The organism is Rhodococcus sp. RCBS9 (genome assembly GCF_029457415.1).
Classification (GTDB): domain Bacteria; phylum Actinomycetota; class Actinomycetes; order Mycobacteriales; family Mycobacteriaceae; genus Rhodococcus_F; species Rhodococcus_F qingshengii.
Genome location: NZ_CP120422.1, coordinates 4,790,000 through 4,814,942 on the forward strand (window position 1 = coordinate 4,790,000; position 24,943 = coordinate 4,814,942).

Sequence of the window (24,943 nt, forward strand, 5' to 3'; positions counted from 1 at the left end):
TTTCCTAGTGGTCTGGTGACTCAGGAGTTCGGGGAGGTGTACTTGGCGACGTAGTCGTTCATCGTCTCGCGCTGGTACCGGGAAACCTCGTGCGCGTTTTCGTTCTCGGCGAAGACGCTCGACACCATCACGGCGTTCTCACGTTCGTAGAAGCCGAGTTTGCCGAGACCGCCGAAGAATTCGTCCCAGTTGACGTCTCCGTCACCGATTTTGAGATGCTGATGCACTCGAACGGCATTGCCTGGCGGGTTGGTGATGTAGCGCAGTCCGTGGGAACGGTGATGATCCATGGTGTCCGCCACGTGAACGAGTCGGACCATGTCGCCGGCGGCCTCCATGATGGCGGGAAGGTCCCCACCCATGTGGAATTGGTGGCACGCCACGATCACCATGCCGAGGTTCTTGGAGTTCACACCACGGATCGTGCGGATCGCGGCTAGTCCGTCTTCGACAAAATCGTCCGGGTGGGGGTCGATCAGGACGTCGATTCCCTCGCGTTCGATGATCGGAACCAGTTCCTCCATCGAACGATAGAACGCACGCTCGGACTCTTCGGCCTTTTCGGGGCGGCCGGAGAATTCGGTGTTCATGACGTTGACACCGAGATCGACCGTGATCTGGATGGCCCGCTTCCAGTAGCGCACGGCTGCTTCGCGAGCGTCCTCGTCCGGGCCGGACCACCGAAGGACCGGGAGCACCGACGCGATGCCGACTCCCGCACTCGCGCAGGCCTTCCGGAACTCGGTGACGAGCGCGTCGTCGGCTTTCGGGTGATTGAAGAACGGGATCATGTCGACGTGCGGTGTGAGCTGCAGGTACTCGTACCCGAGATCGGCAACAACCTGAGGTAGCTCGAGTAGTGAGTAATCGTGATGGAAAGGTGTGGGGTCGAGTGCGACCTTCATCGCTAAGCTCCGGCCACAGAGTCGCGCGCAACCATGTCCACGACGACGCGCTGACCCGTCTCCAGAGACTTCACACCGGCGGCGCAGACAGCGGCCGCGGCGTACCCGTCCCAAGCACCTGGTCCGTCGATGTAGTTGCCGGTGCCGGCGCCCGTCTTCACTGCCTTGATCCACCGGGCGAACTCGGTGTCGTAGGCCTGCCCGAAGCGTTCGCGGAATCCTGGGGTGATCTGCCCACCCCAGTTGCCGGGCTTGGTCTTTCGGATCAGTCCCACGTCGAGTCCGATCATCGCGCTTCCGAGTTCGCCGACAACTTCGGTGCGCACCTCGTAGGCAACTCCGGTGGTGACAAACACCTCGGCGTCGACGTGTCTGCCGGACTCGGTCTCGAATATCGCGATCTGTGGGTCTTGAATGCCCTCGGGAGCAAGCGAATTCGCGGCCGGTCGGATGATCTGCACTGAGGTGATCTCTTCGTCGAGCAGGAATCGTGTCACGTCGACCTCGTGGACGAGTGAGTCCTTGACGATCATCGCGCTGTCGAAGCCGTTCGGAACCGCAGGATTGCGGTGCGCGCAGTGCACAACGAGAGGGCGACCGAGATCGCCGCTGTCGATCAAATCCTTGAGCTGGGTGTATTCGTGGTCGAACCGGCGCATGAAACCAACCTGGATCAGTCTTTTTCCCAGCGCTGCTTCGGCTTTGACGATCGTGAGCGAACTGTCCGCGTCGGTGGTCAGCGGCTTTTCGCAGAGAACAGGCTTGCCCGCTTCGAGGCAGGCAAGAACCTGCTTCTCATGGGTCGGGCCCGGGGTTGCGAGAACAACGGCGTCGACGTCCTCGGCTGCGATGGCATCGAACGGATCGACGACGACGCGCGCCCCTGGCGTCAGTGCTGCGATTTCCTCGGCGCGGGCGAGAGAGTAGTCGTTGACGACGGTGACGCGGGCACCGCCGATTTTGTTGGTGATGCGGTCGACGTGATCGGCCCCCATGATGCCGACGCCGAGCACTGCGATCCGGAGATCCTGGTTGTCAGACATGCGGTGGTACTCCTCGATTGTGTTGCTCAGTTGAAACGGACGGCGGGGACGCCACAGGTGGACAGGTATTTCTGAGTGCGCGCTGCGATGGGCAGCGGTGTGTCGGGATGGCAGGGATACATGTCCTGCTCGACGATCGCGAACACGTCGATGCCGAGCTTCTCGATGGCCTCCAGAAGCGGCGGCATGTCGGGGATTCCGCGCGGCGGTTCGATCATGGCACCGAGTTTGACGGCCTCACCGAACGGCAGGTCCTCCGCCTCAACCTTGGCGACTATCGCCGGATCCACCTGTTTGAGGTGTAGGTACCCGATGCGCTCCGGATGTTTGTTGATAATTGCGAGATTGTCGCCGCCGCAGTAGCTGATGTGGCCGGTGTCGAGACACAGATTCACGAAACGCTCGTCGGTCCCTTCGAGGAACTTGTAGACGTTGTCTTCGATGTCGACGTGACTGTCGGCATGAGGATGGTACTGCGCCATGACGCCGTACTCCTCGAGCATTGCCTTCCCGAGAGCGTTCATGCCGTCGGTTTTCTTACGCCACTGCTCGGGCGTCAGATTGCGGTCTTCGAGTACCGCTCCGGTGGAAGGGTCGCGCCACATCTCAGGGATGACCACCACGTGCTTGCCGCCGACGGCTGCGGTCAACTTGGCGACGTCCTTGATCTGATTCCAGACGGCATCCCAGGAATCGTCCTGGTGCAGGTGTTCGAAAACGGTACCGGCCGAAAGCTTCAGGCCGCGGGCGCCGAGTTCGTCCGTCAACTTGGCTGGATCGGTCGGAAGGTATCCGAACGGGCCGAGTTCGATCCATTCGTATCCCGACGCGGATACCTCGTCGAGGAATCGTGTGTAAGGGGTCTGCTGTGGATCGTCCGGAAACCACACGCCCCAGGAGTCGGGGGCTGATCCGACGCGAATCGCGCTCATGTCTAAATTCCTTTCGCGGGCAAGCTTTATGGGGTGTGGTTGTGCGGAATTTTCATTCGGATGGACGGAGGTAGGGTCGCTGAATCTTCTTCCAGGACTCGTAAGTTGTCCGTGCCTTCTTGGTGGACTCGAGTTCGGAGGTGGCCGATACCGGTACATCCCACCAGGATTCGCTGTCCGGGGCGCCGATCAGCGGATCGGTTTCGACGTGGATGACGGTGCTGGTGTCGCTTGCTTTGGCAACTTTGATCGCGTCGGCGAACTCTGCAGCGGTGTTGGCGCGGATGACGTCGACACCGAGGCTGGCGGCGTTCGCGGCCAGATCGACCGGGAGAACCCCTCCGTCGAGACGTCCGTCATTCGAGCGGTAGCGGTACTGCGTGCCGAAGCGCTGGGAACCCAGCGACTCGGACAGTGAACCGATGGAGGCAAATCCGTGATTCTGCACCAGGATGACGATGACCTTGAGGCGTTCCTGTACGGCGGTGACCAATTCGGTGGCCATCATCAGATAGGAACCGTCGCCGACCATCACGAACACGTCGCGATCGGGGCACGCCATGCGGACGCCTAGACCGCCGGCAACTTCGTATCCCATGCACGAGTACCCGTATTCGACGTGATACCCCTTGGAATCACGGGTTCGCCACAGCTTGTGGAGGTCACCCGGCATGGACCCGGCAGCGCACACCACGACGTCACGTGGATCGGACAGTGTGTTGACCAGGCCGATCACCTGATTCTGATTCAGTGACCCGTCGGCAGCGGGTTCGGCTGGGTTGTAGACGGATTCGACGATCGCATCCCAATCGCGAGCGAGGTCACCGATCCTGGACGCGTATTCGTCGTCCACCCGGTAGTCGTTCAGTGCAAGTGCCAGCGCGTCGAGTGCCTCACGTGCGTCGGCGACAACGCTGACTCCGCCCTGCTTCACGGAGTCCAGTGATGCGACGTTGATGTTGACGAAGCGAACGTCGGGATTGGTGAACGCGGTGCGGGACGCGCTCGTGAAATCGCTGTACCGCGTACCGATTCCGATGACGACGTCAGCCTCGGTGGCCAGTGCGTTTGCAGCCGTAGTGCCGGTGGACCCCACCGCCCCGACGGATTGTGGATGGTCGTAGACCAATGAACCCTTGCCGGCCTGGCTCTGCCCCACGGGGATTCCGGTCTGCGCGCAGAACGCTGCCAGAGAGTCGGTGGCCTGGCTGTAGATCACGCCGCCGCCGGCGACGATCAGTGGCTTGCGAGCCGAGCGGATGATCGCGGCGGCGCGTTCGATCACCGATCGTTCGGGGAGCGGGCGGGCCACGTGCCACACCCGTTCGGCGAAGAAGGACTCGGGCCAGTCGAAAGCCTCGGCCTGCACGTCCTGCGGGATGGCGATGGTGACCGCGCCGGTCTCGACGGGATCAGTGAGAACGCGCATCCCGGCGAGCAGAGCGCTCGGCAACTGCTCCGGGCGCCATACCCGATCGAAGTATCGTGAGACGGGTTTGAAAGCGTCGTTGACTGTGACGTCGCCGCTCGACGGGAGTTCGAGTTCCTGTAAGACGGGGGCACTGGCGCGGGTCGCGAAAGTGTCTGCGGGAAGGAGTAATACAGGTAGACGATTGATGGTGGCCAGTGCCGCGCCGGTGATCATGTTGGTGGCACCGGGGCCGACGCTGGACGAGACCGCCCACGTCTGCAGGCGGTCCTTCATGCGGGCGTGCGCGACAGCCGAGTGCACCATCGCCTGTTCATTGCGGCCGAGCACGTAGGGGAGTGTCGGCTCACGGCCGGCGTCGAGATCCTGGATCTCGGCCTGCAAGAGTGCCTGCCCCAGTCCGGCGACGTTGCCGTGCCCGAAGATTCCGAAGCAGCCGGCGAACAGCTTGGTGCGCTGGCCGTCGCGTTCGGTGTACTGGTTGGCGAGGAAGCGGACGACAGCTTGAGAAACGGTGAGGTATACGGTCGGCTCGTCGCGAGGTGGACGATTGCCGGTTGCGTTGTTGGTGGGTGCCACAGCTTTCACTTCCGTCAGTTGTGGGACTGCAACGGCAGTCGAGGGTCGATGTCCTGGTGATCCCAGCTTCCACGTAGCCAGGTGTGTTGCGGATCGTCACAGATGTTCCACGCCCGGATCTCGCCCGAACCTGCCATGACATTGAGGTAGTACATGTGGTGGCCCGGCGCTGCGATGGACGGGCCGTGATAGCCGTGCGGCACGAGAACGACGTCGCCCGAGCGGACTTCCTCGAGCACTTCGATAGGTCTCGCGGCGGTTCCGTACACGCGGTGGTAGCCGAAACCTTCGGTCCCGGTGGGGCTTCTGTCGATCTCGAAGTAGTAGATCTCTTCCAGGGCCGATTCGACGTCGCTGTTCTCGTCGTGTTTGTGGCTGGGATACGACGACCAGTTCCCGCCGGGGGTGATGACCTCACACGCGATGATGGAGTCGGCCTCGAAAGTGTCTGCGGTGGCGAAGTTGTGAACCTGTCGGCTGCAGTTCCCGGCACCGCGGAGCTCGACCGCAACTCCTGAAGCCGGACCGTAGCGATGGGGGAGCTTTGCGCCGGCGCGCGCTCCGCACAGAGCGAAGCGGCCCCCGTCAGCGCTGCTGACCGAGTAGTCGGCGTCGCGTCCTACGTACGCGAAATCGCTCGGGCCGTCGAAAACCGATGCGCGGCCAGTGAGGGGAATCTCCGTCCCCTCGGCAACAACCACGGCCGAACCCGCAAGTGGAACGACGATGATTTCGTTCTCGCCGGACCGCAGGTGGACGTTCGCACCCGGGGCGAGTTCGAGTATCCACAAGCTGGATTCGGTCCACCCGGCAGACTCCGGCGTGACCACTGTCGTGAAATCACCGTCGGCGGACGATCCGGCGGGGACGTAGTACTTGCTGAACATCTTGCTCCTGCCAGGTCGGTTCTAGTGGACGAGCTTGACTGCGGTGTCGACGGCCGCGGTCACGTCGCCGTCGGGTGGGTATAGCAGCGCGCGTCCGACGATCAGTCCGCGCACGGACGGCAGCTGAAGTGCAGCGTCCCACTTTGCGTACGTTTCTTCCGGCGCGATCTGCGGATCGCCGCCCAACAGGAGCGTCGGGAGGGTGGTCGCATCCATGACGCGTTCCATCTCGTCGACGACCGGCAGTTTCATCCACGTGTACGCCGAGGTGGAGCCGAGACCTTGGGAGATGTGGATGGATTTGATGACGGCGTCGGGGCTGAGATCGTTGACGACCTTGCCGTTCACGCGGCTGGAGAGAAACGGCTCGAGCATCGCGATCAGTCCGGCCGCGGCCAGTTCGTCCACGGCTTCGGCACATGCCGTCATGGTGGGCAGTGTGCCCGCGTCGTCGAGTGCGATGCGTAGCAGCATCTTTCCGCCGTTCATTCCGAACTTCGCGGTGCCCGCCGCGGTGTATCCCGTCATGCGGTCGTCGAGTTCGAAGCTCGCGCCTGCCAGGCCGCCGCGGTTCATCGACGAGAAGACGACCTTGTCGTCGAGGGCGCCGAGGAGGAGCAGATCGTCGAGAATGTCCGCAGTACCGAGAACGCCGTCGACTCCAGGATTGTCGAGAGCAGTGCGCAACCGGTCCAGCAGATCGGTACGACTGTTCATCGCTGTCGGCTTGCCGCCGACAGACAGCGCCCCACGCGCCGGATGATCGGCCGCGACGATCATGAGCCGGCCATTGCCTCGAACAGTGGCGCGAGGAGTTCGCGCTGCCCAGGCCTTTTCGATGATCTGCGGATCGCTCGCACGCAGTTCCGTCACTTCGGCGTAGGTGGTGGCGAGGGGGCGGGCGGCGAGCTTGTCAGACATTGACTGCCTCCGTGGCTGTGGCTTCGGCGAGATCGTGGACTTCTTCGGCGGTCGGCATCGCAGTGGAGCATTCGAGCCGAGATGCGACTATCGCGCCGGCCGCGTTGGCGTACCGCAGTACCTTCTCCAGCGGCCACCCGGCCAACAGTCCGTGGCACAGTGATCCGCCGAAGCTGTCGCCTGCTCCCAGCCCGTTGACCACGTCGACGGCGTTGGGCGGCACGGTGATCGACTGCTTTCGCGTTTTTCCGAGAACGCCCTTCGGGCCCTGCTTCACGATGGCCAGTTCGACGCCGAGGTCGAGAAGTGCGTCGGCCGCCTTGTTCGGGTTGGTCTCACCGACCGCGATCTCGCACTCTTCACGGTTTCCCACGGCCACAGTCACGTGCGCCAGAGCGCGCTGCACCTGATTGGTTGCTTCCTGGGGCGTCGACCAGAACATCGGACGGTAGTCCAGATCCAGAACCGTCAGCGGGCGTCGTTCGCGGGCTTCCCAGGCCGCGAAGTGTGCACTGCGACTCGGTTCTTCGGACAGCCCCGTCACAGTCGACCAGTAGAGGGACGCTGTTCGAACGGCGTCGAGGTCGATGTCTTCCGGGGTGATCCGAAGATCGGGCGCGTGCGGCTTGCGGTAGAAGTACAGCGGAAAGTCGTCAGGAGGGAAGATCTCGCAGAACGTCACCGGTGTCGGGTACTCGGAATTGGTGACGACAAACCTGTTGTCGACGCCCAGACGTGCCAACTCGCGTGTGACGAACTTCCCGAAAGGATCGCTGCCTACGCCGGAGATCAGTGCTGCTCGCCGGCCGAGGCGTGCAGCCGCCACCGAGACATTGGCTGCGCTGCCGCCGAGGAACTTGCCGAACGTCTCGACGTCCTCGAGTCCGACACCGGTCTGAAGTGGGTAGATGTCCACCCCCGATCGGCCGATGGCAAGCACGTCGAAGGGTGCGTCAGGGATGTGTGACCCGCTCTGGTGAGTGTTGATGCTTGTCAAAACTGACTCCCGAGAGTTCGTGGTGGGTTGCCCACGCAGGGCACCGATGTATGACTGAAACTGTGCGCCGCGACACAGCGATTGTCAATAGTTTGTCTGGACATTATGACTTGCGGTCAAGTGAATGTTAGTGTTCGCATACACTGCCGAGAGAAGTAGCGTCGATACGGCGCCTTCCCAAGACAGATCGGAGTTGGCCGTGGTCGCAGCACTCGCCGTCGAGTTGGACCGCTCGAGCCCGGTGCCGCTGTATTTTCAGCTGGCACAGGCAATCGAGGGCGCTATTCTCGGTGGCGAACTTGCCCCAGGTGATCGCTTCGAGAATGAACTGGCGTTGGCCAAACGGCTCAATCTCTCACGACCGACCACTCGACGCGCGATCCAGGAGCTGGTGGACAAGGGACTACTTGTTCGTAAGCGGGGAGTCGGAACTCAGGTGGTGCAAAGTCCGGTGCACCGCCCGGTCGAGCTCACCAGCCTGTTCGACGACCTTGCGAGGGCCGGCCAGGCGCCGACGACCAAGCTGCTCGAGTTCACGGTGGGAGTTCCCGCCGAGGACGTTGCCGCGGAACTCAACCTCGAACCTGACGCCGAAGTGGCCACCATCAGGCGTCTGCGAAGCACCAACGGCGAACCGCTTGCCGTGATGACCAACTACATTCCGGTGGACATCGCACCCGATCCCGAGGAGTTGGAGACGCAGGGGCTGTACCAAACCTTGCGAACTCGCGGCGTTCACATCCGTGTGGCGCGGCAGCGAATCGGCGCTCGGGCGGCGACTCGCGAAGAAGCAGGATTGCTCGACGAGAAAGTGGGTGCTGCCCTCTTGACCATGAGCCGCACTGCATTTGACGATTCAGGTAGCGCCGTCGAGTACGGCAGCCACTGCTACCGAGCGTCGCGTTACTACTTCGACACCACCGTGGTCGACCGCTAGATCTCGATCCCGGTGACACGAGTACCCGCCTGACCGAGTCAGTGGGGGTGATTTGTGATCCCAGCATTTCTGCGATCCTTCGATCATTTGACCCGAACGGAGCCTCATGACAGGCATTTCAGTAGCAGTTGCCGGATTCGGATGGATGGGCCGCGTCCACACGCAGGCGTATCTGCGTCTGCGGCAGCACTATCCGCAGCTTCCCGTGATCCGCCTGGCCGCCGTCGCCGACGAGGTGCCTGGCAGAGGGGAGGAAGCAGCGGACCAATTCGGTTTCGAAGCTTTCACCCAGGATTGGCGCGATATCGCAGCCGATCCGGCCATCGACGCGGTGAGCATCACGGCCCCGAACTTCTTGCACCGTGAAATCGGCGTCGCAATGGCAGAGGCCGGCAAACACATCTGGATCGAGAAGCCCGTCGGCTTGTCCACGGAAGACGCCAAAGCTGTTGCCGTAGCAGTCTCGAAGGCCGGTGTGCAGTCGACCGTCGGCTTCAACTACCGAAACGCGCCGGCTGTGGCCCTGGCAAAGAGCCTGATCGACTCAGGGGAGTTGGGCACGATCACGCACTCGCGTTTTCGTTTCCTCAGCGACTATGCGGCCCACCCTGAAGGTGCTTTGAGTTGGCGATACGAGCGTGAGCGCGGCGGCGCCGGCGTCCTGGGCGACTTGGCTTCGCACGGCATCGATCTGATTCGTCATCTTCTCGATGACGTCGACGCTCTCGTTGCGGATACTGCGATCTTCATCCCGGAGCGTGCGCGTCCGTCCGCCGCTACCAGTGGACATGCGCGGGCCAGCGGTGGGGAGATGGGGGCTGTCGAGAACGAAGACTTCGTCAGCGCACTGCTGCGCCTCGGGTCGGGTGGCCGGTGCACCCTCGAAGCATGCCGCGTCGCCGTGGGAGAGCAGAACAATTACGGATTCGAGATTCACGGCACGAAAGGTGCCGTGTTCTGGGACTACCGCCGGATGGGTGAACTGGGCACCAGCCTCGGCTCGAAGTACCAGGACCAATCCGTCACGACGGTTCTGGTCGGCCCCGAGTCCGGTGAGTTCGGCCGCTTCCAGCCTGGCGCGGCCAACGCGATGGGCTACGACGACCTGAAAGTGATCGAGGCTCGCAATTTCATCGCCTCGATCGTGGACGGAGCGCCGCAGGGCGCGACCATCGCTGATGCAGTCGCGTCCGCACAGGCTCTGGACGCGATGGTCGCCTCGGTGACCTCCGGCAGCTGGATTTCTCTCGGCTGATCGACAGCTCCTCCGAAAGGCTCTGGTGCAGTGACATTTCCCCGCGGACTGGCGCTGCTCGTGGCAGCAGCGCTGTTCATGGAGATGCTGGACGCGACGATTCTCGCAACGGCACTGCCGTCGATCGCCCAATCTTTCGGAGTTGATGCCGTCGACGTCAATGTCGCCGTTTCTTCGTACCTCCTGGTGTTGGCCGTCCTGATCCCGGCGAGCGGATGGATGGCCGACAGATTCGGAACGCGACGTGTCTTCATCTCTGCCATAGCCGTTTTCACGGTGGCGTCGGTGGGATGTGCACTGAGCACCTCCCTCCCGATGCTGGTGGGAATGCGTGCTTTACAAGGGGTAGGCGGCGCCATGATGGTGCCGGTGGGGCGGCTCGCAGTATTGCGGGTGACGTCGAAGGCGGAACTCGTACGGGCTATCGCCTACTTGACGTGGCCGGCGCTCACAGCGCCGGTTCTTGCGCCCGCTGTGGGTGGAGCCATCGTGTCGATCGCTTCGTGGCGCTGGATCTTTCTGATCAACGTTCCGATCGGGATCGTCGGGTTTCTGCTGGCATTGCGCATGGTGCCCGACATTCGGGAGGCGCAGAAACGGAGCCTCGACTGGCTGGGATTGGTGGTGATCGGAGCAGGCGTCGCAGTGCTTGTCGTGGCGCTCGATAACGTGCACAGTGCCGGAACCGACTGGCTACGAGTGGGCCTCGGGATCGTTGCGGCTCTGATCTTGTTGAGCTTGGCCGTCATTCACCTCGTCCGGTCGGATCATCCGCTCATCGCGCTCGGCGTCCTCCGACTTCGATCGTTTCGGCTCGTCGCGTCGAGCGGCTCGCTGTACCGGCTCGTGATCATGGGCGTGCCGTTTGTGCTGCCGTTGTTGTTCCAAGTGGGATTCGAAATGTCGGCGTTCAAGGCCGGTCTGCTGGTGATGGCCCTGTTCGCGGGGAATATCGCGATCAAACCGCTCACCACTCCGCTCATGCGCAGATTCGGGATCAGACTAGTTCTGGTGGGAAACGGAGTTCTGTCGGTGGTGTGCTTCGGTGCGCTGGTACTGATCTCGTCGACGACACCGGACGTCGTAATCGCTGTCGCACTGTTTGTCAGTGGCGCGTTGCGATCCATCGGGTTCACCGCGTACAACAGCTTGGCGTTCGCCGACGTCGACTCGGGTGAGCTGACCGATGCCAATACTCTGCATGCAACGCTGCAAGAGTTGGCGTCCGGTCTGGGTATTGCACTGTCCGCTTTGGTGATCACGCTCTGTACACCGTTGGCGGAGTCGGAGGATCTGAGCGGCGGAGTGCCGTTTTCTCTGACGCTGGGTGTTCTCGGGGCCATGCTGGTGCCGACGGTGATCGAGAGTTGGCGGCTCCCACGCGATACGGGTGCTGTGGTGTTGGTGCGCTGATGAAGCGTCTTCCGCCACCTTCATCATAACGCGGGACCCGGGGCTTGCGGCAAGGCCCCGGTGATGGTGCACACTCGTCTGCTGCGAGCAAGCAAAAGCCTTGCCCGGAGGAGGGGATCGCATGAGTGACGTCATCATTGTCGGTGCTGGACCAACTGGATTGATGCTGGCAGGTGAGCTCCGGCTGCAGGGCGTCGATGTCGTCGTCGTGGACAAGGACGAGGAGCCGACTCAGTTCGTCCGTGCCCTCGGCATCCATGTGCGCAGCATCGAAATCATGGAGCAGCGCGGGTTGCTGGACAAGTTCCTCGCGCACGGCCGCAAGTATCCGCTCGGTGGATTCTTCGCGGGGATCAGCAAACCGGCACCGGCGCACCTCGATACTGCGCACGGGTACGTACTGGGCATTCCTCAGCCCGAGATCGACAGGATTCTTGCCGAACATGCCACCGAAGTCGGTGCGGACATTCAGCGAGGGAAGCGCGTCGTCGCGATCCGTCAAGATACCGATAGCGTCACAGCGGAATTGTCCGACGGCACAACACTTCACGCGCGTTATCTCGTGGGCTGCGACGGCGGCCGCAGCACTGTTCGGAAGCTGATCGACGTCGGGTTTCCCGGCGAGCCGTCGAGCGCCGACACGTTGATCGGCGAAATGGACGTGACCATGCCGGCTGATGAACTGGCCGCCGTTGTCGCCGAAATCCGGGAAACGCACAAACGATTCGGAGTCGGTCCCGCCGGCAATGGTGCTTTTCGCGTCGTGGTACCCGCGGCCGAAGTTGCCGACGGTCGCGCGGTTCCCACCACCCTCGACGACATCAAGCAACAGCTACTGGCCATTGCGGGCACCGACTTCGGTGTGCACTCACCGCGGTGGCTCTCGCGCTTCGGTGACGCCACCCGTCTGGCGGAGCACTACCGGCGTGACCGGGTGTTCCTCGCCGGCGATGCCGCACACATCCACCCACCGATGGGCGGACAAGGCCTCAATCTCGGTGTCCAAGATGCCTTCAACCTCGGCTGGAAGCTCGCCGCCGAGATCAACGGCTGGGCGCCGGAGAGCCTGCTCGACACGTACGAATCGGAACGGCGTCCGGTGGCTGCCGACGTCCTCGACAACACGCGCGCGCAGGCGGAGCTGATCTCCACCGCAGCCGGTCCACAAGCTGTGCGACGCTTGATCTCCGAGTTGATGGAATTCGAAGACGTCAAGCGTTATCTGACCGAGAAGATCACTGCGATCTCGATTCGCTACGACTTCGGCGAAGGCGACGACCTACTCGGTCGGAGGCTGCGGAACATCGCGTTGACGCGCGGCAACCTGTACGACCTGATGCGATCCGGCCGCGGACTTCTTCTCGACCAGGGTGGCCAACTGTCCGTCGATGGTTGGAGCGATCGCGCCGACCACATCGTTGACACAAGCACTGAATTGGACGCTCCGGCTGTCCTGCTTCGGCCGGACGGTCATGTGGCATGGGTCGGGGATTCGCAGGCGGAGTTGGATACTCAGCTGTCCACGTGGTTCGGCCGGCCGGCGACGGGCCCCGTGTGACTCTTCGGATTCGGCAACCGAGCACCGTGGCGACTCGGACGCACTACCGTTGACGACTATGAGGCGAAGGTCAGCACAGGTTGCGGCTGCGGCAGCGGGCTCTGTGGGAGCGCTGATGCTGACAAGCTGCACGACCAATGTCGATGTGCCGAAAACCTTTGCCGCCACGATAACGGTGACCGGTCAGGCAGAGCAGGCCGAGACGGTCTCTGGAGAGTGCGTGATCGACATGATTCGTGTTGCTCCGAACGACCAGATTCAGATTTTCGGGGGCAGCGGCGCTGCATCCACAAGGTCGGCACTCGAGGTCGAGGCAATCGATCAACTTCCCGACGGAATGAGCACCTGCTCCTACACCGCACATTTTGATGCCGTCCCCGCAAACCAGAGAAACTATGAGGTGAGCTTGGGCCACTTCTCTCCGGAGTCCTTCAGCTCAGATGAGTTGGAGAACGGTGTCACCTATCAACTTCGCCGGCCCTGACTGAACCAGTTCTCCCTCGCGTTGTATCCGGTCGGACTTTCACTCAGCTCGCTTGGTGGTCCCGTCGCCTCCGCGCTGTCGAGCCTTACCGGGGTTGATGTGGAGCCGAACACCCTCGTAGGCGACTGTGTACGGCACATCGTCGTCGTTGTCCGGGTCGCCGGAGTCCGCAGGATCCGGAAGTTCCGCGATCTGTTCGATGACGGTCTGGGCTCGCGCAGCACCGGGATCGAACATCTCCTGAAACGGCCCGACGAACGATCCGCCGAGTCCGCGGCGCTTCGCCCGAACGGCGGCCCACCCGAACACGGCCAACGGGCCGATCATGGCGAACAGCACTAACAAGTCCCACCCCATGCCCACGATCGTACCGACCGATCGGCATTGAGCGGTAAAAGTCTCGTCAGCGGTGCCGTCCCTCAGGCCATTCGTCTCTCGGACTGTGCCTTCAGTAGATCGGCCAGTCGATCAGGTGAAATCCGCTCACGAACTGCCTCCGTCACAAGTTCGGCCTGCGTCTGAGGCGTGAGGCCGTCGATCGGTTGGTCTCGGTCCAGATTGGTCGGGAAGGCGTAGCCCTCGGCCGAGGCGGCGACGGCACACCGAACTGCCTCGTCGGAACCTGCTTCGCTGAGAGCGAGCAGTGCCGGATAGATCGCGTTGACGAGCGCGTCCCGGTCAATGGTTCCGAGGGCGCGACCGAAGGCTGACGACACCTGAAGAAGATTTGCCATGCGCAGGACGTCGGCGGATTTGTTGTGGCCGGCGGCGTGGAACAGTGCAGGGTTGAAGAAGACGGCATCTCCCTTCTCCAAAGGTAATTGGACGTAATTGGCCTCGAAGAACTCCTTGAACTCGGGACGCTCGAACGCGAGGTATCCGGATTCGAATTGTTGGGAGTACGGCAGATATTTCGTCGGGCCCGTCTCGACCGGCATGTCCACATGGGCGACTGCACCTTGCAAGGTGAGGGCGGGGGTCAAGCGATGAACGTGCGCTCGGAACTTCGCAGCGACGTCGCTCGACATGAAACCGAGGTGGTAGTCGCGATGTGGATTCTGTGCGGCGCCACCGGGATTGACGACGTTGACGTCCGACGTCACCTGATACATGGGGCCGAGCCAGGCTTCCGAAGCTAAAGCGACAATGCTGTTTGCGTAGTAGTCGACGTAAGCCTTGGGATCTTCGAGCGCCAACTTCAGTTGTGCTCCCCAGATCCGGTCATTGGCTCCGGGTTTGGCGAAGTGATCTCCGGACACCGCGCCGGCTTCGTGTTGGCGCGCAATGAGTTGCCGGAAGACCGCACTGGCGCGATCCAATACCTCCGCGTCGAACGCGCCTTGGAAGACCGTGATGCCTGGACCGGTGAGTAACGCCCGGGCGATCTCGTCTTGGATCTCGGCCCGGATTTCTGGATTCGACGATTGCTCGACCAATGCTGCCGAGTGGTACAGAAGAACCCCGTCGGCCACTGAATGGGCGTACGGGTAATCGACGGGGTCTGTCTCGTGTGCGACCAAAGCAGCGAAGTCTTCGATGTTGCAGTCTTCTCGGTGCAACCTACCCGCGAACGGCACGGTGTGGTCGGTCAGTGCTGGAGTCATTCGGGGGCCTTCCTGCGGAGTTCACGATGTGCTGTGACTCAAAGACTGCCAAGGAAAAGCCATCGAAACTACCCCTGAAATCCATCAAAAAGACCTCAGGAAGCGCTCCCCGTGGACTCGACCGGTGACGGAAGATCTGCGCGCTACGACGGGATCACGTTCCTGGGTGAGAGCTAGAGAGTGAAGGCGTTCCGGAAAGCAGTGAGTGCGGTGTCACTGTTTCCGGATGCCCAGCCCTCCAATCCGATCGTGCCGGTGTAACCCTGCTCGGCGAGAACGCGTGCGATGGCTGGGTAGTTGATCTCGCCGGTTCCGGGTTCGCATCGGCCGGGTACGTCGGCCACCTGAATCTCGCCGATGTTGTCACCACAACGCCGCACGAGTTCGATGAGGTTTCCTTCGCCGATCTGTGCGTGGTAGAGGTCGAGCATCATCTTGAGGTTGGGGTGTGAGACGGATTCCACCAGTGCCAGAGTGTCTTTGGCTCGGGCCATCGGTACGCCAGGGTGATCGACGATCGTATTGAGATTCTCGAGGCAGAAGACGACTCCGGCGTCTTCACCCAGTCGCGCGATCTTCTCGAGAGCGCGTTGGGCCGTCAGCCACATCGCTCCCGTAGTTCGATACTGCGGGCGCGCGGCCTGTCCGTCGATCAGCTCGCCGGTATGGAAGTTCAGCCGAGGAACGCCGAGTTTCGCTGCCGGCGTGAGGCATAGCGCCGCTGTACGTACGAGTTCGGCGCTGCCCGCTTCGTCGAACAAATCGCCGTGAAGATAGCCGGTCATCGAGGAGAACCGAGCCCCGGTGGCGACCAGAGCATCGAGGTCCTTGTCTTGCCAACTCCAGATCTCGGCTGCGAACCCCGCCTCCGAGATCCGCCGAATGCGTTCGACGACAGGGAGTTCGGTGAACGTCATCTCGGCAGAGACCGCCAAATCGAAGGGGCTCACTGCGGCACCGACAGCAGCGATACGGGCAGTCCGGTTTCCACGGATTCTTTTGCAGCCAGTGCGATTTCCAGGGCGTTGCGCGCATCGAGACCGTCGACCGACGGCGCGCTGCCGGAGCGGATGCAGTCTGCGAAGTGCGCTAGCTGGGCAACATAGGCGTCGTGAAACAGTTCGATGTTCACCCGAGGTGTGTCGGCCCGAACGCCCGGTGAGCTGTAATGACGCATCGCGGTCCGCGTGACCTCGCCTGCACTCACCATTCCACCGGAACCGAAAACCTCGCCGCGAACGTCGTAACCGTAGGTGGCCTGGAAGTTGGCCTCGGCCGACGCGAAGGCGCCGTTGTCGAAGCGCAACTGAACCATCGACGTATCGAGGTACCCCTGCTCCTTGTACTGCGGATGGACGAGAGCATCGGCCTGCGCGAACACCTCGACGACGCGTGCCCCCGGGTTGAGCCAGAGCAGGGCGTCGAAGTCGTGAATCAGTGTCTCGTTGAAGATGGTCCACGGCTTGACTCGGGAGGCGACGTCGGCGGTGATTCCCGGATCGCGAGTCAGAGAGCGAAGTAGCTGCGGTGTCCCGATCCCACCGGAGGTGATCACGTCGTGTGCCGCGGCGAAGTCGGCGGCGAAGCGCCGGTTGAAACCAACCTGCAGCGCAACATTGTTCGCGGCGCATGCGCCGATTGCGCGATCGGCGTCCTCGAGCGTCAATGCCATCGGCTTTTCGCAGAAGACATGCTTGCCGGCCTCCGCTGCTGCTACCACGAGATCGGTGTGAGTTGATGCGGGCGTACTGATGAGCACCGCTTCGACGGTCGGATCGGCAATCAGCTCAAGGGCGTCGGTGTACGCGCGGGCATCGGGACTGACACGTTCGATCAACGACGCCGCAGCGCCGGGCGCAGGATCGGCGACGGCGACGAGACGGGTGCCGGGGATACGCAGCGCGACGGACTCGCCGTGGAAACGGCCGATCCATCCAGCGCCGATCAGACCGACTGCAACAGAGGCAGACATGGGGGCTCCGTTCGGAGTGAGGATGAGGAACTAGATCGTTCTAGTCGTATCAGTAAAGCGCTGGTTGCCTCGTGCGTCAACGTTTCGGCGTGTATTCGCTGGAACGATCTAGTCTGTGGAGGTGAACAGTCGACGCCCCACCTTGCAAGACGTAGCAGACCTGGCCGGTGTGTCACGCGCACTGGTGTCCATCGTCATTCGCGATGTCCCGGGTGCCAGCGATGCGACGCGGGTACGGGTCAAGGCGGCCGCGGACGAACTCGGCTATCGACCCGACAACGCGGCGCGACTGCTGCGCCAGCATCGCAGCCGCCTGATCGGTGTCAGTTATGTTGCCGCGCAAACCTTTCACGCGGAGCTGCTCGACGAGATCTACGACGCAGCCGAACGCTTGCGCTACGACGTCGTTCTCAGTGCCGTCTCGGACCGCAGGCCTGGCTCGCGCGCCGTGCGCACCCTGCTCGACGACCGATGCGAGGCGATCTTGCTGTTGGGTTCGCAGGCGCCGGAATCGGAGATCGTCGACCTGGCGGCCAAGGTTCCCGTCGTCGTGCTCGCCCGGAAGATGCCCTCAGCACATGTGGACGTTGTCCGCACGGACGACGAGGCGGGCGCCGTGATGGCCGTGAATCATCTCGTCGGACTCGGGCACCGCTCGATTGTCCATGTCGACGGCGGACGCGGTCCGGGCGCCCAGGAGAGGCGTCAGGGCTACCGGAAGGCCATGCGGGCGGCCGGACTGGAATCGCGGATACTTCCCGGCGGCCTCACGGAGGAGTTCGGCGCGGACGCCGCGCGGTCGATGGTCGAACAAGGGATTCCCGGTGCGGTCTTCGCTTTCAATGATCGTTGCGCGCTAGGAGTCCTGGACGTCTTCTTGCGTGCGGGAGTCTCGGTGCCCGGCGACGTCTCCGTGATCGGATTCGACAACAGTGCATTGGCAGGTTTGGTGCACATCGATCTGACCAGCGTCGGGCAGGACACGGCGTTTCTGGGTGGCGCCGCGGTGGAGCGAATCTCCGAACGCCTCGACGGCGGAAGTGGACTCTTGGGCAGGGACATAGTCGCGCAACCACAACTTGTAGTTCGAGGTTCAACTGGACTCGTAGGGCGTTGACCTGGCGTTTCGACCTAAACTAGTTTGTCCGGTCTTTGATAAGCAGTCCTAATGTCAGAACAAACTGTTGACATTCGACTGTGACGGGTATTACATCTTTCACATACAACCGAGCACCATCCGTTCGCGGGCCGTTGGTTGATGTCGAGAGGGAGTTCACATGTCGTTTCTCACGGGACGCAAGAGCGTTGCCGTACTGGCCGGAGCCTCAGTCGTGGTCTTGGGTCTGGCCGCCTGTTCCAGCACCGGCGGAAAGCCGGATTCTTCCGGATCCGGAATGGGCGCGGGTACGGCGGACACGCCCCGCGCCACCATTGCGATGATCACCCACGAGGTTCCCGGTGACACGTTCTGGGATCTGGTGCGCAAGGGCGCCGAAACCGCAGCGGCCAAGGACAACATCGAACTTCGGTACTCCGCCGATCCCGAGGCACCGAACCAGGCCAACTTGGTTCAGAGTGCGATCGACAGCAAGGTCGACGGGATCGCCGTCACGCTCGCGAAGCCCGACGCCATGGTTGCAGCGGTCCAAAGTGCCACCGCCGCGGGCATTCCGGTGGTCGCCCTCAACTCGGGCCTCGAAACCTGGAAGGACATGGGCGTCAAGGAGTACTTCGGTCAGGACGAGTCGATTGCCGGTGAAGCTGCCGGCGAGCGACTCAACACCGAAGGTGCCACCAAGGTGCTGTGCGTGATTCAGGAGCAGGGCAACGTGAGCCTCGAATCACGGTGCGCCGGTGTGAAGAAGTCGTTCAAGGGAACGACGGAGATTCTCAACGTCAACGGCAAGGACATGCCGTCGGTGGAGTCGACCATCACCGCGAAACTTCAACAGGACCCGGCAATCGATCGAGTTCTCGCGCTCGGTGCGCCGTTCGCATTGACGTCCGTGACGTCGGTCGGCAATGCGGGCAGCAAGGCGAAGGTCGTCACCTTCGACACCAACGCGGCGCTCGTCGACGCCATCAAATCCGGTGACGTGCAGTGGGCAGTGGACCAGCAACCCTTCCTGCAGGGCTACCTCGCCATCGATTCGCTGTGGCTTTACCTCAACAACGGCAACGTGATCGGTGGTGGCTTGCCCACCCTGACCGGACCCGCGTTCATCGACAACACCAACATCGACTCGGTCGCCGAGTACGCCAAGAACGGAACTCGCTGATCCGGGCGCACGGAGGGCTGAGAGTCCGCCCTCCGTGCGCCTGTCCAGCACGGAAGGGAAATCATGTCCACTCAGGCAGATCTCGACCTTGCCGCCCATAAAGTCGTGACCGATGAACGGGTGAAGGAGCAAAAGCGCATTCAGCGTCTGCTGCTCCGCCCGGAGATGGGTTCACTTGTCGGCGCCATCGCCATCTTCATCTTCTTCTGTATCGTCGCGGCACCGTTCCGTACGCCGGAAGCGCTTGCGACAGTGCTCTACTCCAGCTCCACGATCGGCATCATGGCTTGCGCGGTCGCCCTGCTCATGATCGGCGGCGAGTTCGACCTCTCCGCCGGCGTCGCAGTCACCACGTCCTCGCTCGCCGCGTCGATGATCGCCTACAACCTGCACCTCAACCTGTGGGTGGGCGCGATTCTGGCGCTGGTCGTCTCGCTCGCCGTCGGATTCTTCAACGGCTACCTCGTCATGAAGACGAAGATTCCCAGCTTCCTCATCACCTTGAGTTCGTTCCTGATGTTGACCGGCATCAACCTGGCCGTCACCAAGCTCGTGAGTGGTCAGGTGGCCACACCCAGCGTCTCCGACATGGCCGGATTCGATTCCGCGAAAAAGGTATTCGCGTCGTCGTTCTCGGTCTTCGGGGTGTCCGTCAAGATCACGGTCGTGTGGTGGCTGCTGTTCACCGCGATTGCAACATTTGTTTTGTTCAAGACCAAGATCGGCAACTGGATCTTCGCGGTCGGCGGCAATCAGGACAGTGCCCGCGCGATCGGTGTGCCGGTGACCGCAGTCAAGATCGGCTTGTTCATGACCGTCGGCTTTGCTGCCTGGTTCGTGGGCATGCATCTGCTGTTCTCGTTCAACACCGTTCAGTCCGGTCAGGGTGTCGGTAACGAGTTCCTGTACATCATCGCCGCAGTCATCGGCGGTTGCCTGCTCACCGGTGGTTACGGAACCGCGATCGGCGCTGCGATCGGTGCATTCATCTTCGGTATGACCAACCAGGGCATCGTCTACGCAGGCTGGAACCCGGACTGGTTCAAGTTCTTCCTCGGCGCCATGCTGCTCTTCGCGGTCATCGCCAACAACGCATTCCGCAACTACGCTGCGAAAAGGTGACACATGAGTACCACAGCTGAAGTCCCCGCTCTCTCGAACTCGGGCGGCAACGTGCCACTGATCGAGCTCAAGGACGTCGGTAAGCAATACGGAAACATCATCGCGCTCAAGGGAATCAACCTGCGCGTCGGTGCGGGTGAAGTAACGGGCGTGCTCGGTGACAACGGCGCAGGCAAGTCCACGCTGATCAAGATCATCGCCGGTCTGCACCAGCAGAGCGAAGGTGAACTACTCGTCGACGGCGAACCGACAACGTTCCACTCGCCGAAAGAAGCGCTTGGCAAAGGCATCGCGACGGTCTATCAGGACCTCGCCGTCGTTGCGTTGATGCCGGTGTGGCGCAACTTCTTCCTCGGGCAGGAACTGCGCAAGGGCGGTCTGATCAAGTCGCTCGACGCCAACGCCATGCGCGCGACGACTCTTTCGGAACTGTCGAAGATGGGCATCGAACTGCCTGACGTCGACGCACCGATCGGTAGTCTCTCGGGCGGTCAGCGTCAGTGTGTTGCCATCGCCCGCGCCATCTTCTTCGGCGCGCGCGTGCTGATTCTCGACGAGCCGACAGCAGCGCTCGGCGTCAAGCAGTCGGGAATGGTGTTGCGCTACATCACCGCTGCCAAGGAACAGGGATTCGGCGTCATCTTCATCACGCACAATCCGCACCACGCGTACATGGTCGGCGATCACTTCGTGCTCCTCAACCGAGGCAGGCAGAAGCTCGACGCCAAGTACGACGACATCTCACTCGAAGAACTGACCAAGGAGATGGCGGGCGGTGACGAGCTCGAGACGCTGACCCACGAGCTTCGCCGCTAGATCAAAACCTCGCGACTACAGCCTCGGTTCGAATCGAACCGAGGCTGTAGTCGTTTCGTCACAGGATGGTCGTCGGCCGAACCCCGAGGCCGGAATGCATGTACGCCTCGTCGATCATCGTCATGTTGGCTACCGCGTCGCCCGGCCCGATCGGCAGCGCCGAGACCCCGGACAGATGATCGGCGAACGCTTCGAGTTGATAGGTGTACGACGACTTCGTGCCCAGATGCTCGACGCTCGTGCGCCCACCGGCCGTGACGGAGACACGGTCGTCGATGTCCGGCTGCAGGAAGTTGTGCACCAGGACGTCTCCTTCAGTGCCGAATACTCGGAAGGTGAAGTGATACCGCTCGTCCAACATCGTGGTCACCACGGATGCCGTGGCGCCGCTGGGGTATTCGAGTTCGATGTCGAACCACGAATCGACCCCCGGAGCGTATTCCTCGTGGCGGGTCCCGGTCACCACTGGCGCACCGCCACAGACGTCACTCAGCGTCCGGGAAGCATGTAACCCGTAGCAGCCCAGGTCCATCAGTGACCCGCCTGCCAAGGCGAGCTCCCACCGCGGGTCGTTCTCGGATGGTGTGGGCATCCGCAGTACGGTTTCCACCCGAGTGACCGCGCCGACGGCGCCGCTCCGAACCACATCCAGCAGGCGCCGGTTCACCGGATGAAAGAGGTAGTGGAACCCCTCGAGCAGCGTCACTCCGCTCACGCGCGCTGCCTCGGCTACAGCACGCGCTTCCACCGCGTTGCTCGAAAACGGTTTCTCCGTCAGCACGTGCTTGCCGGCCCGAACGGCGGCGAGATTCCACGGTCCGTGCAGGCTGTTGGGTAGCGCGTTGTAGACGACGTCCACCTCCGGATCCGAGATCAGCTCGGCGTACGAACCGACCACCCGTTCGATCCCATGCTGGGCCGCATAGGCTCTGGCCCGCTCGGGGTCGCGTGCGGCAACGGCCACCAGGCGGTGCCCGGTGGCCGTTGCAGGTTTGATCATCGCGTTCTCGGCGATGCGTGAGGCTCCCAGAATGCCTATCCGCAGCGGGGTCGGAGGTGTCACAGAACCGACCGCAGATACTCGACGCTCGCTCGCACATCGCGCACCGGTCCCTCGTCCGACGGCGCTTCGGCCAGAATGGTGTCCTGCTCGAGCACGTACCACCCGTCGAAACCGTGGCGCTGCAATATGGCTGTGACACCGGCGATGTCGACGTCGCCGCCACCGAGTGGACGGTACATTCCCGCCTTCACGCCGTCGGTGTAGGTGAGCTCACCTCTGCGAACGCGTGATGCGAGGGCATCGTCGACGTCCTTGAGATGCACGTGGGTGATGCGCTCGGGAGCTTGACGCGCCAGGTCGACCGGATCGGTGCCGCCGATCAACAGGTGGCCGGTGTCCAGGCACAGGGGGATGGCCGAGCCGTCGAGCACTCGCAGGACCTCGTCGCGCTGCTCGATCATCGTTCCGACGTGAGGGTGGACAACTGCCCTGATTCCGCGCTCGGCCGCGGCGTCGGTGAGGCGATCGAGATTGTGCAGCAGGGTTTTCCAACTCTGCTCGTCCAGTTCCGGGCGTGAATCGTAGCCGTCGGAACCCGTCGCGGCGGCCAGGACCAAAACTTCGGCACCCGAGGCGACGAAACCATCGAGGATGGGGGAGATGCCGGGAACCGGATCATGATCGCGATCATGCAGCAGTACCGGTGCGAACCCGCCGACTGCGCTCAGATCGTGATCCGCGAGCACCTTGGCCATTTCGGCGGGTGCAGTCGGCAGAAAGCCCTCCGGTCCGATTTCCGTTGCCGCCAGACCGACTTCGCGCATTTCCCGGAGGACTTGCGCAGGGTCGAGCTGGTAGCCCCAGCCCGGGACTTCGCACACGCCCCAGGAGATCGGTGCGCCGGCGATGCGAGGAGTGCTCATGTGTGTGCCTCATTCTTGTCGTGAAGGAACAGATCTTTGACTTCGGTGATCGTGACGGGCCGACCCTCGCGCAGAGAGTGCGTTGCAGCTTCGGAGATCCAGGCCGACTCGACCGCATCTGCGGGCGTGCACGGTGATTCCCGACGCCCGGCGACAACGCCGAGGAATGCTTCGAGTTCCGCACGGTAGGCGGACGTGAAGCGGTCCATGAAGAACGTGTACGGCTCCTTCGAGGGGAACGATGTTTCGGGGTCGAGAGAGCGGAGTGGCAAGCGGTCGTCCAGCCCGGCAACGACCGAGTCCGCCGAGCCGAGTACCTCGAGTCGGCAGTCGTAGCCGCGGCCGTTGTAGCGGGTATTCGACACGACCGCGATGGTTCCGCCTTCGAAAGTGAGAACCGTTGCGGCGGTGTCGACGTCACCGGCATCGGCGATCCCGCGATCACCCTGATTCGAGCCGGTGGCAAAAACAGTGGTGACTTCGCGGCCGCTGATCCACCGGACGATGTCGAAGTCGTGGATCGAGCAGTCGCGGAAGATGCCGCCGGAGTGTTCGATGTACGAGATCGGCGGGGGAGCGGGGTCGAGGGTGGTCGATCGGAGAGTGTGGATCCAACCGAGTTCTCCAGATCGAACCGCGTCGTACGCCGCCACAAATGACGGGTCGAATCGGCGCTGAAATCCGATCTGGACTGGCACCGACGTCTGCTCGGCAGTCGCGAGGACACGAACCGAGGATTCGATCGAGTCGGCTACCGGCTTTTCGCAGAACGTCGGGATGTCTCGGCGGACAGCGGCTTCGATCAGGTCGGCGTGCGAACTCGACGACGCGGCGATCAGAACGCCGTCGATGCCTGACGCTAAAAGCGCGTCGGGATCGGCAGCGGACTCCACGTCGAGTTCGCTTGCCACGTCCGAGGTTCGACGTGCGTCGACGTCGGTGACAATCAGTGCGTCGACGCCGTCCATCGTCAGCAGGTTTCGGGCGTGGTAGCTGCCGATTCGTCCGAGCCCGATGACTCCGATGCGAGCGCCCATCAGTCCAGCCCTCCGAAGACGTTCTGGTCCCAGTCGATAATCGAACCTGTCACGACTCCGCTGCGATCGGAGAGCAGGAAGACGACGAATTCGGCGATTTCGTCGACCTGTCCGAGCTTGCCCATGGGGAGGGTGCTGCCCGCACGTTCCTGCCAGTCGTCACCGGCGTCGTGAAAAGCTCTCTGCGTGAGGTCTTCTCCCTCGGTCTGTGTCCACCCGATGTCGAGACCGTTGATCCGGATGCGATCCCAGCGATGCGCATGGGCGGCGTTGCGGGTCAGCCCCGCCAGCCCGGCCTTCGCTGCCACGTACGGCGCGAGATACGGCTGCCCGCCGAGTTCGGACGTGGAGATGATGTTGACGATGGACCCGGGGACCGCACGCTCGCGCATGTCTTTGACTGCTGCCTGCATCGTGAAGAACGGACCGCGAAGGTTCACCGCGATGTGCTGGTCGAAGAGTTCTTCGGTGGTGTCGAGCAGCGTTCCGCGTGAAGTGAGCCCGGCGGAATTGACCAGAGCATCCACGCGGCCGAAGTGAGAGATCGTCTCGGCCACGCTGTCGAGCGCGGAATCCGTCTGTGCCACATCGGCTTCGATGAAGTGAGTTCCCGGAAGTTCTGTCTCGAGAGCCTTTCCGACGTCCGGGCGTCGGCCGGTGAAAGCCACCTGAGCGCCCTCACGGACTGCGGCGCGTACGATTCCGGCGCCGACGCCTTGCGAGCCGCCACTGACCAGTAAGACGGTGTCGGCCAGGAGTGCGGGCCTGGTTACGCCCGGCGTAGAAGTCATGGGTTTAGTCTGGCTGTGACGAAGACCTCGAGCAACAGCAAAAAACCATCAAATAT

Annotated in this window: 24 protein-coding genes; 9 read left to right on the plus strand and 15 right to left on the minus strand. The window is 62.5% G+C overall.

Features of this window, described 5'->3' with window-relative positions; all coding sequences use genetic code 11:
• Positions 1-20: 20 nt before the first annotated feature.
• The 7 genes from P0M12_RS22435 to iolC are packed head-to-tail and all read right to left on the minus strand — an operon-like array spanning position 21 to position 7,693.
• The gene (locus tag P0M12_RS22435; protein WP_007727374.1) at positions 21-905 is read right to left on the minus strand and encodes a sugar phosphate isomerase/epimerase family protein; all 885 of its coding nucleotides are present in this window, start codon (positions 903-905) and stop codon (positions 21-23) included.
• A 2-nt stretch (positions 906-907) separates the two neighbouring features.
• Entirely contained in the window at positions 908-1,948 is a 1,041-nt protein-coding gene (locus P0M12_RS22440; protein WP_007727372.1) for a Gfo/Idh/MocA family oxidoreductase, read from the minus strand.
• A gap of 26 nt (positions 1,949-1,974) precedes the next feature.
• Positions 1,975-2,880: a sugar phosphate isomerase/epimerase gene (locus tag P0M12_RS22445; RefSeq protein ID WP_007727370.1), complete on the minus strand. Its 906-nt coding sequence runs from the start codon at positions 2,878-2,880 to the stop codon at positions 1,975-1,977.
• Between the two features lie 52 nt (positions 2,881-2,932).
• Positions 2,933-4,888 carry a 3D-(3,5/4)-trihydroxycyclohexane-1,2-dione acylhydrolase (decyclizing) gene (gene iolD, locus P0M12_RS22450; RefSeq protein ID WP_047271847.1) on the minus strand — a complete coding sequence of 652 codons (1,956 nt, stop codon included), beginning with the start codon at positions 4,886-4,888 and terminating at the stop codon, positions 2,933-2,935.
• A gap of 14 nt (positions 4,889-4,902) precedes the next feature.
• Positions 4,903-5,775, minus strand: a complete 873-nt coding sequence (gene iolB / locus P0M12_RS22455; RefSeq protein WP_021332503.1) for a 5-deoxy-glucuronate isomerase — start codon at positions 5,773-5,775, stop codon at positions 4,903-4,905.
• A 21-nt stretch (positions 5,776-5,796) separates the two neighbouring features.
• Positions 5,797-6,696 (minus strand): hypothetical protein, encoded by a 900-nt coding sequence (locus tag P0M12_RS22460; protein ID WP_021332504.1) that lies wholly within the window; start codon positions 6,694-6,696, stop codon positions 5,797-5,799.
• Entirely contained in the window at positions 6,689-7,693 is a 1,005-nt protein-coding gene (gene iolC / locus P0M12_RS22465) for a 5-dehydro-2-deoxygluconokinase (RefSeq protein ID WP_193604587.1), read from the minus strand. Before iolC ends, P0M12_RS22460 begins: the two co-directional genes overlap by 8 nt.
• A gap of 199 nt (positions 7,694-7,892) precedes the next feature.
• On the opposite strand from iolC, the gene P0M12_RS22470 reads away from it, so the two are divergent.
• The 5 genes from P0M12_RS22470 (at position 7,893) to P0M12_RS22490 (ending at position 13,340) form a co-directional block, all read left to right on the plus strand.
• Positions 7,893-8,630 (plus strand): GntR family transcriptional regulator, encoded by a 738-nt coding sequence (locus P0M12_RS22470; RefSeq protein ID WP_003941006.1) that lies wholly within the window; start codon positions 7,893-7,895, stop codon positions 8,628-8,630.
• Between the two features lie 106 nt (positions 8,631-8,736).
• Positions 8,737-9,885 (plus strand): Gfo/Idh/MocA family oxidoreductase, encoded by a 1,149-nt coding sequence (locus P0M12_RS22475; RefSeq protein WP_214925628.1) that lies wholly within the window; start codon positions 8,737-8,739, stop codon positions 9,883-9,885.
• 30 nt (positions 9,886-9,915) lie between these two features.
• Positions 9,916-11,298 carry an MFS transporter gene (locus P0M12_RS22480; protein WP_081305327.1) on the plus strand — a complete coding sequence of 461 codons (1,383 nt, stop codon included), beginning with the start codon at positions 9,916-9,918 and terminating at the stop codon, positions 11,296-11,298.
• A 121-nt stretch (positions 11,299-11,419) separates the two neighbouring features.
• Entirely contained in the window at positions 11,420-12,856 is a 1,437-nt protein-coding gene (gene iri, locus P0M12_RS22485; protein ID WP_058226435.1) for a rifampin monooxygenase Iri, read from the plus strand.
• Positions 12,857-12,914: 58 nt separating this feature from the next.
• Positions 12,915-13,340: a hypothetical protein gene (locus P0M12_RS22490; RefSeq protein WP_100245418.1), complete on the plus strand. Its 426-nt coding sequence runs from the start codon at positions 12,915-12,917 to the stop codon at positions 13,338-13,340.
• Positions 13,341-13,379: 39 nt separating this feature from the next.
• On the opposite strand, the gene P0M12_RS22495 is transcribed toward P0M12_RS22490, so the two are convergent.
• From P0M12_RS22495 to P0M12_RS22510, 4 genes are all read right to left on the minus strand, one after another.
• Positions 13,380-13,697: a hypothetical protein gene (locus P0M12_RS22495; RefSeq protein ID WP_042923501.1), complete on the minus strand. Its 318-nt coding sequence runs from the start codon at positions 13,695-13,697 to the stop codon at positions 13,380-13,382.
• 62 nt (positions 13,698-13,759) lie between these two features.
• Positions 13,760-14,944 carry a phytanoyl-CoA dioxygenase family protein gene (locus P0M12_RS22500; RefSeq protein ID WP_277376840.1) on the minus strand — a complete coding sequence of 395 codons (1,185 nt, stop codon included), beginning with the start codon at positions 14,942-14,944 and terminating at the stop codon, positions 13,760-13,762.
• 173 nt (positions 14,945-15,117) lie between these two features.
• The gene (locus P0M12_RS22505; RefSeq protein WP_030535069.1) at positions 15,118-15,894 is read right to left on the minus strand and encodes a TIM barrel protein; all 777 of its coding nucleotides are present in this window, start codon (positions 15,892-15,894) and stop codon (positions 15,118-15,120) included.
• Positions 15,891-16,916, minus strand: coding sequence for a Gfo/Idh/MocA family oxidoreductase (locus P0M12_RS22510; protein ID WP_007727343.1), 1,026 nt, complete (start codon positions 16,914-16,916; stop codon positions 15,891-15,893). The genes P0M12_RS22505 and P0M12_RS22510 overlap by 4 nt, the downstream gene beginning before the upstream one ends.
• 115 nt (positions 16,917-17,031) lie before the next feature.
• Between P0M12_RS22510 and P0M12_RS22515 the strand changes: the two genes are divergently transcribed.
• The 4 genes from P0M12_RS22515 to P0M12_RS22530 all read left to right on the plus strand — a co-directional run bounded on the left by P0M12_RS22515 (position 17,032) and on the right by P0M12_RS22530 (position 21,133).
• Positions 17,032-18,033, plus strand: a complete 1,002-nt coding sequence (locus P0M12_RS22515; RefSeq protein ID WP_277376843.1) for a LacI family DNA-binding transcriptional regulator — start codon at positions 17,032-17,034, stop codon at positions 18,031-18,033.
• A 160-nt stretch (positions 18,034-18,193) separates the two neighbouring features.
• Positions 18,194-19,195 (plus strand): substrate-binding domain-containing protein, encoded by a 1,002-nt coding sequence (locus tag P0M12_RS22520; RefSeq protein WP_007727338.1) that lies wholly within the window; start codon positions 18,194-18,196, stop codon positions 19,193-19,195.
• Positions 19,196-19,258: 63 nt separating this feature from the next.
• Positions 19,259-20,317, plus strand: coding sequence for an ABC transporter permease (locus tag P0M12_RS22525; RefSeq protein ID WP_003940759.1), 1,059 nt, complete (start codon positions 19,259-19,261; stop codon positions 20,315-20,317).
• A 3-nt stretch (positions 20,318-20,320) separates the two neighbouring features.
• Entirely contained in the window at positions 20,321-21,133 is an 813-nt protein-coding gene (locus P0M12_RS22530; protein WP_007727336.1) for an ATP-binding cassette domain-containing protein, read from the plus strand.
• A gap of 58 nt (positions 21,134-21,191) precedes the next feature.
• Here the strand turns inward: P0M12_RS22530 and P0M12_RS22535 are convergent, their stop codons facing one another.
• The 4 genes from P0M12_RS22535 to P0M12_RS22550 are packed head-to-tail and all read right to left on the minus strand — an operon-like array spanning position 21,192 to position 24,887.
• On the minus strand, positions 21,192-22,196 hold the full coding sequence (locus tag P0M12_RS22535; protein WP_080961238.1) for a Gfo/Idh/MocA family oxidoreductase: 1,005 nt from the start codon (positions 22,194-22,196) through the stop codon (positions 21,192-21,194).
• A complete protein-coding gene (locus tag P0M12_RS22540; RefSeq protein WP_007727332.1) occupies positions 22,193-23,059 on the minus strand; it encodes a TIM barrel protein in 867 nt (288 codons plus the stop codon). Before P0M12_RS22540 ends, P0M12_RS22535 begins: the two co-directional genes overlap by 4 nt.
• Positions 23,056-24,096 (minus strand): Gfo/Idh/MocA family oxidoreductase, encoded by a 1,041-nt coding sequence (locus P0M12_RS22545; RefSeq protein WP_277376844.1) that lies wholly within the window; start codon positions 24,094-24,096, stop codon positions 23,056-23,058. Before P0M12_RS22545 ends, P0M12_RS22540 begins: the two co-directional genes overlap by 4 nt.
• Positions 24,096-24,887 (minus strand): SDR family oxidoreductase, encoded by a 792-nt coding sequence (locus P0M12_RS22550; protein WP_277376845.1) that lies wholly within the window; start codon positions 24,885-24,887, stop codon positions 24,096-24,098. The genes P0M12_RS22545 and P0M12_RS22550 overlap by 1 nt, the downstream gene beginning before the upstream one ends.
• Between the last annotated feature and the right edge of the window lie 56 nt (positions 24,888-24,943).

What these genes read in the sequence shown, in the direction of transcription:
- P0M12_RS22435 (WP_007727374.1), bottom strand. Translation starts at nt 905, where the DNA reads ATGAAGGTCGCACTCGACCCCACACCTTTCCATCACGATTACTCACTA.
- P0M12_RS22440 (WP_007727372.1), bottom strand. Translation starts at nt 1,948, where the DNA reads ATGTCTGACAACCAGGATCTCCGGATCGCAGTGCTCGGCGTCGGCATC.
- P0M12_RS22445 (WP_007727370.1), bottom strand. Translation starts at nt 2,880, where the DNA reads ATGAGCGCGATTCGCGTCGGATCAGCCCCCGACTCCTGGGGCGTGTGG.
- iolB (WP_021332503.1), bottom strand. Translation starts at nt 5,775, where the DNA reads ATGTTCAGCAAGTACTACGTCCCCGCCGGATCGTCCGCCGACGGTGAT.
- P0M12_RS22460 (WP_021332504.1), bottom strand. Translation starts at nt 6,696, where the DNA reads ATGTCTGACAAGCTCGCCGCCCGCCCCCTCGCCACCACCTACGCCGAA.
- P0M12_RS22475 (WP_214925628.1), top strand. Translation starts at nt 8,737, where the DNA reads ATGACAGGCATTTCAGTAGCAGTTGCCGGATTCGGATGGATGGGCCGC.
- iri (WP_058226435.1), top strand. Translation starts at nt 11,420, where the DNA reads ATGAGTGACGTCATCATTGTCGGTGCTGGACCAACTGGATTGATGCTG.
- P0M12_RS22490 (WP_100245418.1), top strand. Translation starts at nt 12,915, where the DNA reads ATGAGGCGAAGGTCAGCACAGGTTGCGGCTGCGGCAGCGGGCTCTGTG.
- P0M12_RS22495 (WP_042923501.1), bottom strand. Translation starts at nt 13,697, where the DNA reads ATGGGGTGGGACTTGTTAGTGCTGTTCGCCATGATCGGCCCGTTGGCC.
- P0M12_RS22500 (WP_277376840.1), bottom strand. Translation starts at nt 14,944, where the DNA reads ATGACTCCAGCACTGACCGACCACACCGTGCCGTTCGCGGGTAGGTTG.
- P0M12_RS22510 (WP_007727343.1), bottom strand. Translation starts at nt 16,916, where the DNA reads ATGTCTGCCTCTGTTGCAGTCGGTCTGATCGGCGCTGGATGGATCGGC.
- P0M12_RS22520 (WP_007727338.1), top strand. Translation starts at nt 18,194, where the DNA reads ATGTCGTTTCTCACGGGACGCAAGAGCGTTGCCGTACTGGCCGGAGCC.
- P0M12_RS22525 (WP_003940759.1), top strand. Translation starts at nt 19,259, where the DNA reads ATGTCCACTCAGGCAGATCTCGACCTTGCCGCCCATAAAGTCGTGACC.
- P0M12_RS22530 (WP_007727336.1), top strand. Translation starts at nt 20,321, where the DNA reads ATGAGTACCACAGCTGAAGTCCCCGCTCTCTCGAACTCGGGCGGCAAC.
- P0M12_RS22540 (WP_007727332.1), bottom strand. Translation starts at nt 23,059, where the DNA reads ATGAGCACTCCTCGCATCGCCGGCGCACCGATCTCCTGGGGCGTGTGC.
- P0M12_RS22545 (WP_277376844.1), bottom strand. Translation starts at nt 24,096, where the DNA reads ATGGGCGCTCGCATCGGAGTCATCGGGCTCGGACGAATCGGCAGCTAC.
- P0M12_RS22550 (WP_277376845.1), bottom strand. Translation starts at nt 24,887, where the DNA reads ATGACTTCTACGCCGGGCGTAACCAGGCCCGCACTCCTGGCCGACACC.